This is a genomic window from Microbacterium oxydans, assembly GCF_000956525.1.
GTDB lineage: Bacteria > Actinomycetota > Actinomycetes > Actinomycetales > Microbacteriaceae > Microbacterium > Microbacterium oxydans_A.
The window spans coordinates 227,273-241,867 of record NZ_JYIW01000026.1 but is presented as its reverse complement, the minus strand read 5'-3'; the positions used below and the strand labels follow the sequence as shown (position 1 = coordinate 241,867).

The following is a 14,595-nucleotide window of genomic DNA, read 5'->3' as shown; positions in this document are numbered from 1 at the left end:
ATGTCTGTTCCCATCTCGCGCGGGCACAACCCGCTGCGTGACCCTGACGATCGCCGCCTGAACCGGATCGCAGGGCCCAGCGCCCTGGTGATCTTCGGCGTCACCGGGGACCTCTCACGCAAGAAGCTCATGCCCGCGGTCTACGACCTCGCCAACCGCGGACTCCTCCCTCCCGGATTCGCTCTCGTCGGGTTCGCCCGACGGGACTGGGAGGACCAGGACTTCGCCAAGGTCGTCTACGACGCGGTCAAGCAGCACGCACGCACCCCGTTCCGCGAGGAGACGTGGGAGCAGCTGCTGCAGGGCATCCGCTTCGTGTCCGGCGAGTTCGACAATCCGGAGTCGTTCGTCAAGCTCCGCGAGACCGTCGATCAGCTCGACGTGGAGCGCGGGACCATGGGGAACCACGCCTTCTACCTGTCGATCCCGCCGAAGTCGTTCGCGGTGGTCGCTCAGCAGCTCAAGGACTCCGGTCTCGTCGGCGACGAAGAGGGCGAGGATCGCTGGCGTCGCGTCGTGATCGAGAAGCCGTTCGGTCACGATCTCGAATCCGCCCGCGAGCTGAACAAGGCACTCGAGGTGGCGTTCTCCGCCGACTCGATCTTCCGTATCGACCACTACCTCGGCAAGGAGACGGTCCAGAACATCCTGGCGCTGCGCTTCGCGAACGAGCTGTACGAGCCGATCTGGAACCGCAACTACGTCGACCACGTGCAGATCACGATGGCCGAGGACATCGGCGTCGGCGGACGCGCCGGCTACTACGACGGCGTCGGCGCAGCACGCGACGTCATCCAGAACCACCTGCTGCAGCTGCTCGCTCTCACCGCGATGGAAGAGCCGATCAGCCTCTCCGCCGAGCACCTGCGTGCCGAGAAGGAGAAGGTGCTTGCCGCTGTGCACGTGCCGGACGACCTCTCCCAGGCGACTGCCCGCGGTCAGTACGCGGGCGGGTGGCAGGGCGGCGAGAAGGTCACCGGCTTCCTCGACGAGGAGGGCATGAACCCTGAGTCCGCCACGGAGACGTACGCGGCCATCAAGCTCGAGATCGACACCCGCCGCTGGTCGGGTGTGCCCTTCTACCTGCGCACCGGGAAGCGTCTCGGCCGTCGTGTGACCGAGGTCGCCGTCGTGTTCAAGCGCGCGCCGGAACATCTCTTCGGGCGCAGCAACACCTCGGAACTCGGCCAGAACGCCCTCGTGATCCGTGTGCAGCCCGACGAGGGCGTGACCATCCGCTTCGGCTCCAAGGTGCCGGGCAACGGCACGAACGTGCGCGACGTCACGATGGACTTCGGCTACGGGCACGCGTTCACCGAGGCGAGCCCCGAAGCGTACGAGCGGCTGATCCTCGACGTCCTCCTGGGCGACCCGCCGCTGTTCCCGCGGCACGAAGAGGTCGAGCTCTCCTGGAAGATCCTCGACCCGGTGGAGAAGTTCTGGGCTGCCGAGGGCGGTCCAGTCGAACAGTACGCGCCAGGCTCGTGGGGACCGGCAGCTGCCGACGACCTGCTTGCCCGCGACGGACGAGTCTGGAGACGCCCGTGATCATCGACCTTCCCGACACGACGGTCAGCCAGGTCGCGAAGCAGCTGGTGAAGGTACGCGAAGAGGGCGGCGCTGTCGCCCTCGGACGCGTGCTCACCCTGGTCATCTCGGCGCGAAACGGCGTGGCCGAGGCGGCCATCGACGCCGCCAACGATGCATCCCGCGAGCACCCGATGCGCGTCATCGTGCTCACGACCGGTGAGGGCGAATCGCGCCTCGACGCGCAGATCCGTGTCGGCGGCGACGCCGGCGCGAGCGAGGTCGTGGTGCTCCGCGCCTTCGGCGACGCCGCGAGCAACGAGGAGAGCCTCATCACGGGCCTCCTACTTCCGGACGCTCCTGTGGTCGCATGGTGGCCGGAAGAGGCGCCGTACGCACCGGCGAAGTCGCCGCTCGGCAAGATCGCCCAGCGCCGGATCACGGATGCCGCCACGGCGACCGATGTGCGCGACCGTCTGGCTCTGCTGGGCGAGACGCACGCTCCCGGCGACACCGACCTCGCGTGGACGAGGCTCACGCACTGGCGTGAGCAGCTCGCGGCCGTGCTCGACCAGCCGCCGTACGAGGAGATCACCGGTGTCGAGGTCCGTGGCGCGGCCGCCTCGCCGTCGACCGCCTTGCTCGCGGCGTGGCTGCAGATGGCGCTCGAAATGCCAGTGGTCTGGTCGTACGAAGACCCGAAGAGCTGGGAGGAGGGCATCAAGTCGGTGCGCCTCACCCGGGCGGACGGCGACATCCTGCTCGAGCGTCCGACGCCGGGCGTCGCGGTGCTCACACAGCCCGGTCAGCCGAACCACGACCTGCACCTGCCGCGGAGGACGCTGCGTGAGTGCCTCGCGGAGGAGCTGCGTCGTCTCGACCCCGACCTCCTGTACGGTCGAGTGATCGCGGAGGGCTGGGAGAAGCTGGGTCCGCCCGAGACAGGAGCGTGAGTCAGATGCAGGCACCGTCCGCAGAGAAGCGGGTCGTGGTCGAAGCCACCCCCGCAGCCCTCGCGACCAGCGTGGCCGATCGTTTCCTGACCCGGGTGCGTGCGCGCACCCGGAACGGACGCATCGCACACATCGCCCTCACCGGAGGGTCGATGGGCGCGGCCGTGCTGCGCGCTGCGGCTGAGCACCCTCGCGCAGCGAAGATCGACTGGTCGCTCGTGCACTTCTGGTGGGGTGACGAACGGTTCGTCGCACGCGATGACGCCGACCGCAACGCCCTGCAGTCGCGCGCGGCGCTGCTCGATCACATCCCGGTGCCTGCTGAGAACGTGCACGAGGTCGCCGCCTCCGACAGCGGGCTCAGCCTCGACGAGGCCGCGACGGCCTATGCGGCAGAGCTCGCCGAGTTCGGAACCGAGGAGCACGCGTGGCCGTCGTTCGCGGTCTGCTTCCTCGGGGTCGGACCGGATGGACACATCGCATCGTTGTTCCCCGATCGCGAAGAGGTCACCGTCACCGACGTGGCCGCGCTGCCGGTTCGCAACTCCCCGAAGCCCCCGCCGGAGCGCGTGACGCTCACCAGGCCCGTCCTCAACTCCTCGAAGCGCGTCTGGCTGGTGCTCACCGGCGCCGACAAGGCATCAGCGCTCGGCCTCGCCCTCGCCGGGGCGAGCTACACGAGTGTGCCAGCGGCCGGCGCCAAGGGACGCAAGCGCACGGTGTTCTTCGTCGACGAGGCAGCGGCATCCGAGGTCTCGCCCGACCTGATCGACCCCGCGTACTGAGCTTCCCGCCGAACGCCGGCCGCTAGCCGGCGTTCGGCGCTTCAGGGCGCTGGCCGTCGCTGTCCGGACGCTGCCCGTTGGTCGAACCGTCGCTGCCTCGGACGATGCCGAGATCCTGACTCTCGCTGATCACCTGCGGGTGATAGCGGGCGAGTTCGACGACCCCGAAGACGGCGATCGCGCCGGCGACGCCATAGATCACGAGCGCCCACGGCGGTGCAGCAGCAGCTTCGCCGAGGATCACCATGCCGATGAGCACGGCGATGAGCGGGTCGACGACCGTGAGACCGGCGATCACGAGGTCCGGCGGTCCGGAGCTGTACGCCGTCTGCACGAAGTACGCACCGACCGCGGCTGCGGCGACCAGCGCCAGCACGCAGACCGCCGTGATCCACTCGAAGTGACCGGCCTCGATGCGCTTGATGACGACCTTCGCGAGCGTCGCGACGAAACCGTACAGGATGCCGGCGCCGATGACGTAGAACAGCGCACGCATCCGCTGACGGAGGATCAGCCAGCAGGCGCCGAGCACGATGATGACCACGAGGAGCAGCGCGAGGATCACGAAGAGCTCACGGTCCGCCACCTCCTGCTCCGTGGCGAAGAGCGCGGCGAAGAAGACGAAGAGGAAGATACCGCCGACGCAGCAGACGATGGCCCTGATCGACTTCTTCGTCGGCGAGTGGCCGGAGATCCGAGCGTTGAGCAGGGTCGTGATGACCAGCGCGATCGCGCCGAGCGGCTGCACCACCATGAGTGGGGCCCGGACCAGCGCGGCGAGCTGACACACGATCGCGAGACCGAGCATGAGCGTGCCGATGAGCCACGACGGTCTCGTCAGCAGGCGACGGAGCTGATCGAGGCTGAGCCCGCTCGTGCCCTGTGCACCACTCAGGAGCTCGACCTTCTCGACGCCACGGTGCTGGTACTGCGCGCCGAGCGACATGAAGACCGCGCCGGCGAGGGCGAGAGGGATGCCGAGCAGCAGTCCTGGGTTCTGGAAGACACCGACGAGCTGCTCGCCGACGTCTTCGACACCGTTCACTTCCAGTCCCCTGCGCTCACCCTACGACCCTACCCGGCGTACCCCGCACGTTAGGGTTATGACGTGGCTGTACTTCCGATTCGCATCATGGGCGACCCCGTTCTGCACTCCCCCGCCTCGGCCGTCGACGAGATCACGGACGATGTCCGCACGCTCGTCGCCGACATGTTCGAGACCATGGACGCCGCACCCGGCGTGGGTCTCGCTGCGCCGCAGGTCGGCGTGCCGCTGCGCATCTACACCTACTCGTACGTCGACGATGACGATCAGCCGTGGCGCGGCGTCCTCATCAACCCGGTGCTCTGGATCACGCCACCGGAGCCGGGCAGCCCCGATCCCGATCTCGAGTCCGAGGGATGCCTGTCGTTCCCCGGCGAGCGGTTCCCGCTGCGCCGCTCCGAGCGAGCCCGCGTCACCGCGACCGATCTCGACGGCAAGGAGGTCGAGATCGACGTCGACGGCTGGCGTGCGCGCATCATGCAGCACGAGTTCGATCACCTCGACGGCATCCTCTACGTCGATCGTCTGTCGGACGGCGACTGGAAGACCGTCCAGAAGATCGCTCGCAAGCGCGGGTGGGGCCGCCCCGGCGCCAGCTGGATGCCCGGAGTCGACGACCTCGAAGGCTGACCGCCCTGCGGGGCATTCTTGACCTGCGTCCAGCAGAATCACAGCATTCTTGAAGTTGCGTCACAGACTCTCCGGCGGATAGCGTTTTCGAGGCGGGTGTCTCGAGCCTGCTCACCACAGCCTCTGGAGGGGAAACAACCATGATGAAAATGCGCAAGCGACGCGCGCTGGTGCTCGCGGGTTCTGCCCTGGCACTCACTGTCGCGCTGAGCGGCTGCAGCGCCATCAACAGCATTCTCAGCGGCGGTCCGGCTGACGCCGACCGTGACGAGGAGACTGGCCAGGTCACCGAGAGCTCGAACATCGACATCTTCGCCTTGAAGGTCGGCGACTGCAAGATGGAGAGCGCCAGCGGTCTGATCCAGGACGCCGACGTCGTTCCGTGCGGCGAGCCGCACGACGAAGAGGTCTACTACGAGATCACGATGGACGACGGCGAGTTCTCCGACGAGGCCGTCGATGCCGCGTCGCAGGAGTGCGTCGGCGACGCCTTCACCAGCTTCGTCGGTGTCATCTGGGACGAGTCCACGCTCGATGTGTACCCGATCACCCCGACCAAGGACACCTGGGACCAGTACAACGACCGCATCGTGCAGTGCGTCATCTCCGACCCTGCCGGCCCGGTCACCGGCTCGCTCGCAGGCGCTGCCCGCTGAGCCGGCGCCACCCGCAGCGGAGGCCCCGTCGTTCATTCGACGGGGCCTCCGCTGCATCCGGAACGTCGTGCGAACGCCCGCCGAAAAGGGAAGAAGCCGCATCCCGTGCGAACACGTGATGCGGCTTCTTGTCTTGGCTCCCCGGCTTGGACTCGAACCAAGAACCTGCCGGTTAACAGCCGGCTGCTCTGCCAATTGAGCTACCGAGGAATGTGCTCCGCTGCGCGGGCAACTCCACAAGCTTAGCAAACTCGGAGCCGTGCTCGTGACACCGGGCGCGCTTTCCGGGTCGCCGGGCGTGTCGTGGTCAGCGCTGCGAGTCAGCCTCTGCGTTCGGCGCCCAGAGCAGATCCTTGCCGACCCCGCGCGCGACCACATGACCGCTCCGGAGCATGAGCGTCTCGGCGTTCAACTCGCGGATGAAGGCGGCGTCGTTGGTGACCAGCAGCGCGCCCATCCCCTGCTCTTTGCGGCGCCTCGTGATCGCATCGAAGACGACCGGCCGCACCTCGAGGTCGAGGTTCGCCAGGGGCTCGTCTGCGATGAGGACCTGTGGTTCCAGGATGAACGAACGCGCGATCGCGACGCGTTGGCGCATCCCCGCGCTCAGCTCGTACGGGAACTTCGCTGCGGTGCCGAGCGGGAGATGCAGCTCGTCGAGGAGCGTTGCAACGCGGATCGACAGCGCCTTCGAGTTCACGCGCTTCTCGCGGATCAGGATGGGCTCGGCGATGACCTCGTTCACCGTGAGCCGCGGTGGCAGGTCAGCGCCGGCGCCCTGCGGGACGAAGCCGGTGCGGTAGGTGAGGATGCGGTGCTTGCGGCCGGGGCGGCGCACGTCGACACCGCACACGAACGCGCTGCCTCCGGTGATCTTCACCGAGGGGTCGGTGGAGCCTGCCAGTGCCGCCACCAGCGTCGACTTGCCTGACCCGGTCGGACCGGCGACGCAGATGAGGTTTCCGGGGGCGAGCGAGAACGTCACCCCGTCGACGGCGCGCGTCGGCAGCCCGTGGCCGATGCGGTCGATGACCAGATCGGAGCACTCGATCGCGTTGAGGGATTCCTGCCGTCTGGACATGAGTCCATCCTGCCGTGCCGCGGGAGACGAGTCGCGTTACGACTCGGCGAACCGCTGACGCTCGGCGTCGATGTCACGCAGCCGCATGCGGAGCGCGCGTCCGCCGTCGGAATCGGCCGGCACACGCTGCACGGCACCGAGCATCTCCTGCTTCTCGACCTCGAGCTGGCGCAGGATGAGGCGTCGCGCGAGGTCGGCGACGGTGGCGACCGCTCGTTCCTCGTCGCGAGCGGGGAACGGCGTCATCAACAGTTCACCGCCGAGCGAGCGGTAGGGCTCGCGCACACTGTTCACGGCCTCGGTCACCCATCCGGCCCTCGAGCGATCAGGAGCGGATGCCACGGCCTCGCGGACCGCGTCGAGCGCGGGGGTACGGAAGGGCGCGGACAGCGCCCGGTTGAGCAGCGTCTGATCGACCTGGTGCCCGTACTGCAGCGCACCCATCAGCGCGTCACGCTCGACCGCGACGTCCGGCGACCTTGGCAGCGAGGCGAGGGTGACCGGTGCGATGCCCGGAGCGCCGGTCGACGGGTCGATCGGTGCAGACTCCCGGCGGGCAGCGGGTGCCGACGAGCCGCCGCGCGCTGCGCGCTCGACCTCATGACGCACCTCGGTCGGGTCCATCCCCAACCTCCGCGCGAGCACGCGTTCGTAGCCCGGGCGCAACAGCTGGTCGCGGATCTCGGCGACGATCGGCGCTGCCGCTCGCAGCGCACCCACCCGACCCTCGACGGTCGAGAGGTCGAAGCCGGCCAGTCTGCGGTCGATCGCGAACTCGAACATCGGCACCTTGGCGTCCATGAGCCCGCGAACGGCGGCATCTCCGCGCTGCAGGCGCAGGTCGCATGGGTCCATGCCGTCCGGCGCGACGGCGACGAACGTCTGGGCGTTGAACCGATCGTCCTCGGTGAAGGCGCGCAGCGCAGCCTTCTGCCCCGCCTCGTCACCGTCGAAGGTGAACACGACCTCACCCGAGGCGTTGTCGTCGCCCATCACGCGACGCAGCACCTTGATGTGGTCGGTGCCGAAAGCGGTGCCACAGGTCGCGATCGCGGTCGTGAGGCCGGCGAGGTGACACGCCATGACGTCGGTGTATCCCTCGACCACCACGACGCGGCGAGGGTCGCCTCTCGCGATGTCGCGCTTGGCGAGGTCGAGTCCGTAGAGCACCTGCGCCTTCTTGTAGATCGGCGTCTCCGGGGTGTTCAGGTATTTGGGGCCCTGATCGTCGTCGAAGAGCTTGCGGGCGCCGAATCCGATCGTCTGTCCTGACACGTCGCGGATCGGCCACACCAGGCGCCCGCGGAACCGGTCGTACACGCCGCGCTGCCCCGTCGAGACGAGGCCGGCAGTGCTGAGCTCCTCGCGCGTGAAGCCCTGCGCCGTGAGGGCCTTCAGCATCCCGTCCCAGCCGCGCGGTGCGAAGCCGACGCCGAAGTGCGCGGCAGCACCCGCGTCGAAGCCGCGTTCGCCGAGGAACCGGCGGCCGGCCTCAGCGTCGGGCGAGAGCAACTGTGCGCGGAAGAACTCCGCCGCTGCCGTGTTCGCGGCGTAGAGACGGCTTCGGCCGCTGGTCTCAGGGGCAGCTCCCCCGTCTTCGTAGTGCAACGTGTAGCCGATGCGACCGGCGAGACGCTCGACCGCCTCGGTGAAGCTGACGTGGTCGATCTCGCGGAGGAAGGAGTACACGTCGCCCGACTCGCCGCATCCGAAGCAGTGGTAGTAGCCCACCTGCTGTCGCACGTGGAAGCTCGGGCTCTTCTCGTCATGGAACGGGCACAGCCCCTTGAGAGAGCCGACCCCGGCCGACTTGAGCGCGACGCGCTCTCCGACGATGTCGGCGATGTTCGTGCGGGCCTTGACCTCGTCGACATCGGCCTGTCGGATGCGCGGCATCAGACGGCTCCTTCGGCGACGGCCTGCCTCTCGGCGCCGCCTCGCACTGCAGGACGAGTGTGACGCGCGTTGCGCGGCGTCCAGATCCCGACCTCGGCAGGATCGATCTCGCCGACCAGCCGGTTGTGCCAGTCGATCGCGCTCTGATCGGTCAAGCTCGCGATCTGATCGACGACCACACGGGAACGCTCTGCGTCGGTGTCCGCGGCGACGAAGTCGGCGGCGAACGCCGGCTCGAGCACGTCGGCGCCGGCCGACCAGAGTGCGTCGGTCGACCAGAGCACGTCGGCGAGGCGCTTCAGCACCCGTCGCTGCTCCTTGTACACGCCCTTTCGGGCATCGATCGTGACGATGGCCTGGCCCATGATGCCCTTGAGCACCGCGATCTCGACCTCGATCACGCGCGGCACGACGACGTGCGCGTTGTAACGGACGAGGGCTGGTCCGGCGTACGCCTCGCGGGTGGCGGAGACCGCCGCCTTCGCGAACCGGCCGATCAGGTCGCTCGTGAGGTTCTTCAGACGGGCGAGGTCCTGCCGGGAGCGGTCGAACGAGCCGAGCCACATCGACTGCGTGGCCAGACGGTACAGCGCATCGGCGAGTTCATCCCGCGTGAAGTCGTAGCCGACCCACTGCTGGATACGTCCGAGAAGCGCCTCATGCTGGCGCGGATCGGAGAGCTGCGCGACGTCGACGTAGCCGTTGACGATCGCATCCTCGAAGTCGTGCACCGAGTACGCGATGTCATCGGAGAGGTCCATGATCTCCGCCTCGATGCAGCGCAGGCGTCCTGGGGCTCCCTCGCGCATCCACCGGAACACGGCCTCGTCCTCGGGGTAGACGCCGAACTTCAGGCGCCCTCCCGGGTCGGGCACCGGGCTGTCGACGGTCCACGGGTACTTGCAGGTGGCGTCGAGGCTCGCACGCGTGAGGTTGAGTCCGACGGAGTGGTCATCACCGTCGAGGACCTTCGCCTCGAGACGCGTGAGGATGCGCAGCGACTGGGCATTGCCCTCGAAGCCGCCGATGTTCTCCGCCCATTCGTTGAGCGCCCGCTCGCCGTTGTGACCGAACGGCGGGTGGCCGAGGTCATGGCTCAGGCAGGCCGTGTCGACGACGTCGGCGGAGACGCCGAGCGCCGTGGCGAGCTCGCGCCCGACCTGGGCCACCTCGAGCGAGTGGGTGAGCCGGTTGCGCGCGAAGTCGGCGGTGCTGGCAGGGCTGAGCACCTGCGTCTTCGCCGCGAGTCGGCGCAGTGCTGCCGAATGCAGCACCCGTGCCCGGTCCCTGGCGAAGTCGTTGCGCTCCGACCGGTGGTTCTCGGCGATGAAGCGCTCCGCATCGCGCGGGTCGTAGCCGTCGGCGCGTGTGCGCACCGAACCGGTCGAAGGGTCAACCGCCACTGTTCTCGATCTCCGCTCCACGCATCATCTCCGAGGTCGACGCCGCGATCTCGCGCGACTCCAGCCACTTGTCCGGCAGGGCCGTGCGCTTGGCGTGCCCCGCACGGCCGCGCTGTCCCTCGGCGTCGGCACCGGGGTATGGGGCGGAGTGGTCGAGACGGGCCAGCAGCTCGTCGATCTCGGCGAGGCTGGACGACGTGGCGAGGCCGGTGCGGATGTCGCCGCCGACCGGATACCCCTTGAAGTACCAGGACACGTGCTTGCGGATGTCGCGGCACCCGCGATCCTCGTCCTCGAAGAACTCGACGAGCAGTTCCGCGTGCCGCTTGAACGCGTCGGCCACGAAGCCGAGTGTCGCATCGACCGTCTTGCCCTCGCCGCCGAAGGCCGTCGCCAGCTCGCCGAAGAGCCAGGGACGTCCGAGGCATCCGCGGCCGACGACCACGCCGTCGCAGTCGGTCTGCTCCATCATGCGCACGGCGTCGTCGGCCGACCAGATGTCGCCGTTGCCGAGCACCGGGATGCTCGTGACGGCCTGCTTGAGTTCACCGATCGCGTTCCAGTCGGCGTGCCCTGAGTAGTACTCGCCTGCCGTGCGCGCATGCAGCGCGATGGCGGCGACTCCGGCGTCCTCGGCTGCGCGCCCTGCGTCGAGGAACGTGAGGTGGTCACGATCGATGCCCTTGCGCATCTTGATCGTGAGCGGGATGTCGCCCGCGGCCTTCACGGCCTGCGTGACGATGTCGGAGAACAGCGAGCTCTTCCATGGGAGCGCCGCTCCCCCGCCCTTTCGCGTGACCTTCGGCACCGGGCAGCCGAAGTTCAGGTCGATGTGGTCGGCGTGGTCCTCGGCGACGATGATGCGCACGGCATCCGCGATGGTCTTCGGGTCGACGCCGTAGAGCTGGATCGAGCGAGGCGTCTCGGACTCATGGTGCCGGATCAGCCGCATCGTCGTCTCGTTGCGTTCGACCAGGGCGCGGGACGTGATCATCTCGCTCACGTAGAGCCCGGCGCCGTACTCACGGCAGAGACGTCTGAAGGCGGTGTTCGTGATCCCGGCCATGGGTGCGAGGACGACCGGCACATCGAGGTCGATCGGACCGATGCTGAGCGTGCGTGCGGGGGTGGTGGCGAGAGTCATATCCTGTCCATTCTCCCAGACCCGGAGCCCATGGTGCCCCATCGATCTAAGCTGTGCACTATGACCGATTCCACCCTCCGTTCGATCCCCTTCACTGACGCTCAGGGCAATGAGAAGACCCTCGATGATCTCGGCGCGGATGTCGTGCTCGTGGTCAACGTCGCCTCGAAATGCGGGCTGACTCCGCAGTACGAGCAGCTCGAGGAGTTGCAGCGTCTGTACGGCGACCGGGGCTTCTCCGTCGTGGGGTTCCCGTGCAACCAGTTCTTCGGCCAGGAGCCCGGGTCGGTCGACGAGATCCTGGAGTTCTGCTCCACGACGTACGGCGTGAGCTTCCCCGTCAACGACAAGGTGAAGGTCAACGGCAGGAACGCCGCAGACCTCTACAAGGCGCTCAAGGAGGCCCCGGATGCCGGCGGCAAGGCCGGGCGCGTCGAGTGGAACTTCGAGAAGTTCCTCGTGCTGCCCGACGGCGAGGTGCTCCGCTTCCGTCCGAAGCAGAAGCCGAACGACCCTGAGATCGTCACCGCGATCGAGGGCGCGCTCACACGCTGACCCCCTGACGACAGAACGCGCCCCCTCCGCCTGGACGACAGGTGGCGGGGGCGCGTTCGTGTGGGCGGTGTCAGACCGCGGCAGCCTGGTCTTCGGATTGGCCGCGCTTCGACCAGAGGTCGCGCAGGACGTTCTCGAAGGCTGCAGGCGGCTGGGCGCCGCTGATGCCGTACTGCCCGTCGATCACGAAGAACGGCACGCCCTGGATGCCGTAGGCGCGGGCCTGATCCTGATCCTGGCGGACGTCGGGCAGGTGGCGTGCCGACTCGAGTGCCTCGCGCGCGGCATCCGCGTCGAGTCCGACCTCGGCGGCGAGAGCCACGAGATCGTCGATGCGGCCGACGTGCTTGCCCTCGGTGAAGTAGGCGGACATGAGCCGCTCCTCCATCTCGTGCTGCCGGCCGGCAGCCTTCGCGAAGTGCAGGAGCTCATGCGCCTTGACGGTGTTCGTGTGCTGCAGCAGGTCGAAGCGGTACTCGAGCCCAGCGCCCTTCGCGACACCGGTCACGTTCGACAGCATCTGCTCGACCTGGTCGCGGGGCATGCCCTTGTGGCCGGCGAGGAAGTCGATCTCGTCACCGTCGAAGTCGACGGGAGTGTCGGGAGACAGCTCGAACGAGTGGAATGTGACGTTCACCTCGGGGGCGTCGTCGTCGGCGGAGACGGCTTCGAGCCCCTTCTCCAGGTTGCGCTTGCCGATGTAGCACCACGGGCAGGCGATGTCGGACCAGATGTCGATCGAGATGGGTTGGCTCACACCACCATCCAACCCCATGCGCCCCTGAGCTATTCCGTGGAGGCCCGCCGCGGATAGGATGCTCGGATGCTCTCTGCCGATGATCCGCTGCCGATGAGGCCGGAGCGGGTGCTCGTCGCCGGGGTCACCGGATCCGGCAAGACGACGCTGTCCGGACGGATCGCCGAGTTGTGGGACCTCCGTCACGTCGAGATCGACGGGCTCTTCCACGGCCCCGACTGGACGCCTCGTCCCGAGTTCATCGACGACGTGCGAGCGTTCGCGGCGGAGGACCGCTGGGTCACCGAGTGGCAGTACACCAGCAAGGGAACCGACGAGATCCTCACCCCTCGAGCGCACCTCGCGATCTGGCTGGACTACCCGTACCGGGTCGTGCGGACTCGGCTGCTCCGACGCACGCTGAGCCGCAGCATCCTGCGCACCAGGATGTGGAACGACAACGTGGAGAAGCCGATCTGGCGGATGTTCCGGGGCGACCCGGAGGAGAACATCCTCGCGTGGCAGACCAAGACGCTGCACAAGTGGCACGAACGGATGCCCGAGGTCACCGCGCAGTTCCCGCACCTCACGGTCGTGCGGCTCCGGCACCCCCGCGAGGCGGAGCGCTGGCTCCAGGCTCAGGCCGGCGCGTCCGGCACGTCGATCGCGCCGCCGAAGCGACGGTCGCGAGAGAGATAGACGGCGATCGCGCGCCACAGCTCCTCGCGTGAGAAGTCCGGCCACAGGGTGTCGAGGAAGACCATCTCGGCGTACGCGGACTCCCACAGCAGGAAGTTCGAGGTGCGCTGCTCGCCGGAGCTCCGTAGGAACAGATCGACATCGGGCATGTCCGGCACGTAGAGGTTCCGGCGGATCATCTTCTCGCTGATCGCATTCGGCTTCACCCGACCGGCTGCGACATCAGCGGCGATCGCCCGCATCGCATCGACGAGCTCCACCCGTCCGCCGTAGTTGACGCACATCGTGAGCGTCAACACGTCGTTACCGCGCGTCAGCTGCTCCGCATACTGCAGCTCCTTGATCACGCTGCCCCAGAGCCGGGGCTTGCGGCCGGCCCAACGCACGCGCACTCCCCACTCGTTGAGCTGATCGCGCCGACGGTGCAGCACGTCGCGGTTGTAGCCCATGAGGAAGCGCACCTCCTCGGGAGAGCGCGCCCAGTTCTCGGTCGAGAACGCATACACGGAGAGATGCTTGACGCCCGCCTGGATCGCGCCGGCGACCACATCGAGCAGCACCTCCTCCCCCGCCTTGTGCCCCTCGATGCGGCTGAGTCCTCGACGGTTCGCCCAGCGGCCGTTGCCGTCCATGACGACCGCGACGTGGTCGGGCACCGCCGGGAACTCGGGTGGGTACTTCCCCGTCCAGTCGAGCGGGCGGTACGCCACGGCATCCTTGTGCGTGTAGGACTTCGGACTCACCGGGCTTCTCCTGACTGGTCGATGACGTGTGCCAACGAGCGGATGCCGCGCTCCAGATGCCACTGCGCATAGGCGCCGACGAGGCCGGATGCGGCCGACGTCTCAGCCACGCTCGCCGCGTCGACGGCATCCCAATCGCCGCGGAGCAGCGACCGGAGCAGTTCGAGCGTCTTCTCGGCCACGCGGGGACTTCCGGCCGGCGCGCACTGGCTGCAGACGACCCCGCCGAGCTGCGCGACGAAGGTGGTGTGCGGGCCGGGGGTCCCGCAGCGGGCGCAGTCGTCGAACGAGGGCGCCCAGCCAGACAGCGCCATGACGCGCAGCAGATACGAATCCAGGATGCTGCGCGGCACATGCTCGCCGCGTGAGAGCGCCCGGAGTCCGCCCACGAGCAGCAGGTATTGATCGGACGTCGCTTCGGAGTCGCTGAGCCGGTCGGCGGTCTCGACCATCGCGCTCGCTGCGGTGTAGCGGTCGTAGTGCACGGCGATCTCGGAGCCATACGCACCGAGCGACTCCGCCTGCTGCACGATGTCGAGCGATCGTCCCTGATACAGCTGCACATCGGCCACCATGAACGGCTCGAGGCGAGACCCGAACTTCGACGAGGTGCGACGGACGCCCTTCGCGACGGCGCGGATCTTGCCGTGCCGCCGAGACAGCATGATCACGATGCGATCCGCCTCACCCAGTTTGTGGGTGCGCAGGATCACCGCTTCGTCTCGGTAGGTCGGCACTGTTC

The 14,595-nt window shown here is 68.1% G+C and carries 15 protein-coding genes and 1 tRNA gene; 7 read left to right on the top strand and 9 right to left on the bottom strand.

Translation table 11 applies throughout. The annotated features are described in order from the left end of the window. From zwf to pgl, 3 genes are read left to right on the top strand one after another with little or no spacing between them, the layout of a single operon-like run. Entirely contained in the window at window positions 1-1,548 is a 1,548-nt protein-coding gene (gene zwf / locus RS83_RS13715) for a glucose-6-phosphate dehydrogenase (RefSeq protein ID WP_045280085.1), read from the top strand. Then, window positions 1,545-2,480, top strand: a complete 936-nt coding sequence (locus RS83_RS13710) for a glucose-6-phosphate dehydrogenase assembly protein OpcA (protein WP_045280084.1) — start codon at window positions 1,545-1,547, stop codon at window positions 2,478-2,480. The genes zwf and RS83_RS13710 overlap by 4 nt, the downstream gene beginning before the upstream one ends. 5 nt (window positions 2,481-2,485) lie before the next feature. Then, window positions 2,486-3,265, top strand: coding sequence for a 6-phosphogluconolactonase (gene pgl, locus RS83_RS13705; protein WP_045280083.1), 780 nt, complete (start codon window positions 2,486-2,488; stop codon window positions 3,263-3,265). A 22-nt stretch (window positions 3,266-3,287) separates the two neighbouring features. On the opposite strand, the gene RS83_RS13700 is transcribed toward pgl, so the two are convergent. Beyond that, a complete protein-coding gene (locus RS83_RS13700) occupies window positions 3,288-4,310 on the bottom strand; it encodes a DMT family transporter (protein ID WP_419760989.1) in 1,023 nt (340 codons plus the stop codon). Window positions 4,311-4,373: 63 nt separating this feature from the next. Here RS83_RS13700 and def point away from each other — a divergent pair, with 63 nt between their 5' ends. Next, the gene (gene def, locus RS83_RS13695; RefSeq protein ID WP_082071671.1) at window positions 4,374-4,940 is read left to right on the top strand and encodes a peptide deformylase; all 567 of its coding nucleotides are present in this window, start codon (window positions 4,374-4,376) and stop codon (window positions 4,938-4,940) included. A gap of 149 nt (window positions 4,941-5,089) precedes the next feature. Further along, window positions 5,090-5,596 carry a septum formation family protein gene (locus RS83_RS13690; RefSeq protein WP_230113810.1) on the top strand — a complete coding sequence of 169 codons (507 nt, stop codon included), beginning with the start codon at window positions 5,090-5,092 and terminating at the stop codon, window positions 5,594-5,596. A gap of 134 nt (window positions 5,597-5,730) precedes the next feature. Here the strand turns inward: RS83_RS13690 and RS83_RS13685 are convergent. The 5 genes from RS83_RS13685 to dusB all read right to left on the bottom strand — a co-directional run bounded on the left by RS83_RS13685 (window position 5,731) and on the right by dusB (window position 11,120). Beyond that, a tRNA-Asn gene (locus RS83_RS13685) sits at window positions 5,731-5,806 on the bottom strand. A 97-nt stretch (window positions 5,807-5,903) separates the two neighbouring features. Beyond that, the gene (locus RS83_RS13680; protein WP_045280079.1) at window positions 5,904-6,677 is read right to left on the bottom strand and encodes an ATP-binding cassette domain-containing protein; all 774 of its coding nucleotides are present in this window, start codon (window positions 6,675-6,677) and stop codon (window positions 5,904-5,906) included. 36 nt (window positions 6,678-6,713) lie between these two features. Further along, window positions 6,714-8,573 (bottom strand): DNA primase, encoded by a 1,860-nt coding sequence (gene dnaG / locus RS83_RS13675; protein WP_045280078.1) that lies wholly within the window; start codon window positions 8,571-8,573, stop codon window positions 6,714-6,716. Continuing rightward, window positions 8,573-9,976, bottom strand: coding sequence for a deoxyguanosinetriphosphate triphosphohydrolase (locus RS83_RS13670; protein ID WP_045280077.1), 1,404 nt, complete (start codon window positions 9,974-9,976; stop codon window positions 8,573-8,575). The genes dnaG and RS83_RS13670 overlap by 1 nt, the downstream gene beginning before the upstream one ends. Further along, the gene (dusB, locus tag RS83_RS13665) at window positions 9,966-11,120 is read right to left on the bottom strand and encodes a tRNA dihydrouridine synthase DusB (protein ID WP_045280076.1); all 1,155 of its coding nucleotides are present in this window, start codon (window positions 11,118-11,120) and stop codon (window positions 9,966-9,968) included. The genes RS83_RS13670 and dusB overlap by 11 nt, the downstream gene beginning before the upstream one ends. Window positions 11,121-11,180: 60 nt before the next feature. Here dusB and RS83_RS13660 point away from each other — a divergent pair, with 60 nt between their 5' ends. After that, on the top strand, window positions 11,181-11,675 hold the full coding sequence (locus tag RS83_RS13660; RefSeq protein ID WP_045280075.1) for a glutathione peroxidase: 495 nt from the start codon (window positions 11,181-11,183) through the stop codon (window positions 11,673-11,675). Between the two features lie 70 nt (window positions 11,676-11,745). Here the strand turns inward: RS83_RS13660 and RS83_RS13655 are convergent, their stop codons facing one another. Beyond that, complete coding sequence (locus RS83_RS13655) at window positions 11,746-12,432, bottom strand: DsbA family oxidoreductase (RefSeq protein WP_045280074.1); 687 nt, start codon at window positions 12,430-12,432, stop codon at window positions 11,746-11,748. A gap of 66 nt (window positions 12,433-12,498) precedes the next feature. On the opposite strand from RS83_RS13655, the gene RS83_RS13650 reads away from it, so the two are divergent. Beyond that, a complete protein-coding gene (locus tag RS83_RS13650; protein WP_045280073.1) occupies window positions 12,499-13,110 on the top strand; it encodes an ATPase AAA in 612 nt (203 codons plus the stop codon). On the opposite strand, the gene RS83_RS13645 is transcribed toward RS83_RS13650, so the two are convergent. After that, window positions 13,050-13,853 (bottom strand): isoprenyl transferase, encoded by an 804-nt coding sequence (locus RS83_RS13645; RefSeq protein ID WP_045280072.1) that lies wholly within the window; start codon window positions 13,851-13,853, stop codon window positions 13,050-13,052. The genes RS83_RS13650 and RS83_RS13645 overlap by 61 nt on opposite strands. Further along, window positions 13,850-14,590 (bottom strand): DNA repair protein RecO, encoded by a 741-nt coding sequence (gene recO / locus RS83_RS13640; protein WP_045280071.1) that lies wholly within the window; start codon window positions 14,588-14,590, stop codon window positions 13,850-13,852. Before recO ends, RS83_RS13645 begins: the two co-directional genes overlap by 4 nt. Between the last annotated feature and the right edge of the window lie 5 nt (window positions 14,591-14,595).

What these genes read in the sequence shown, in the direction of transcription:
- zwf (WP_045280085.1), top strand. Translation starts at nt 1, where the DNA reads ATGTCTGTTCCCATCTCGCGCGGGCACAACCCGCTGCGTGACCCTGAC.
- RS83_RS13660 (WP_045280075.1), top strand. Translation starts at nt 11,181, where the DNA reads ATGACCGATTCCACCCTCCGTTCGATCCCCTTCACTGACGCTCAGGGC.
- RS83_RS13650 (WP_045280073.1), top strand. Translation starts at nt 12,499, where the DNA reads ATGCTCTCTGCCGATGATCCGCTGCCGATGAGGCCGGAGCGGGTGCTC.
- pgl (WP_045280083.1), top strand. Translation starts at nt 2,486, where the DNA reads ATGCAGGCACCGTCCGCAGAGAAGCGGGTCGTGGTCGAAGCCACCCCC.
- RS83_RS13680 (WP_045280079.1), bottom strand. Translation starts at nt 6,677, where the DNA reads ATGTCCAGACGGCAGGAATCCCTCAACGCGATCGAGTGCTCCGATCTG.
- RS83_RS13690 (WP_230113810.1), top strand. Translation starts at nt 5,090, where the DNA reads ATGCGCAAGCGACGCGCGCTGGTGCTCGCGGGTTCTGCCCTGGCACTC.
- dnaG (WP_045280078.1), bottom strand. Translation starts at nt 8,573, where the DNA reads ATGCCGCGCATCCGACAGGCCGATGTCGACGAGGTCAAGGCCCGCACG.
- dusB (WP_045280076.1), bottom strand. Translation starts at nt 11,120, where the DNA reads ATGACTCTCGCCACCACCCCCGCACGCACGCTCAGCATCGGTCCGATC.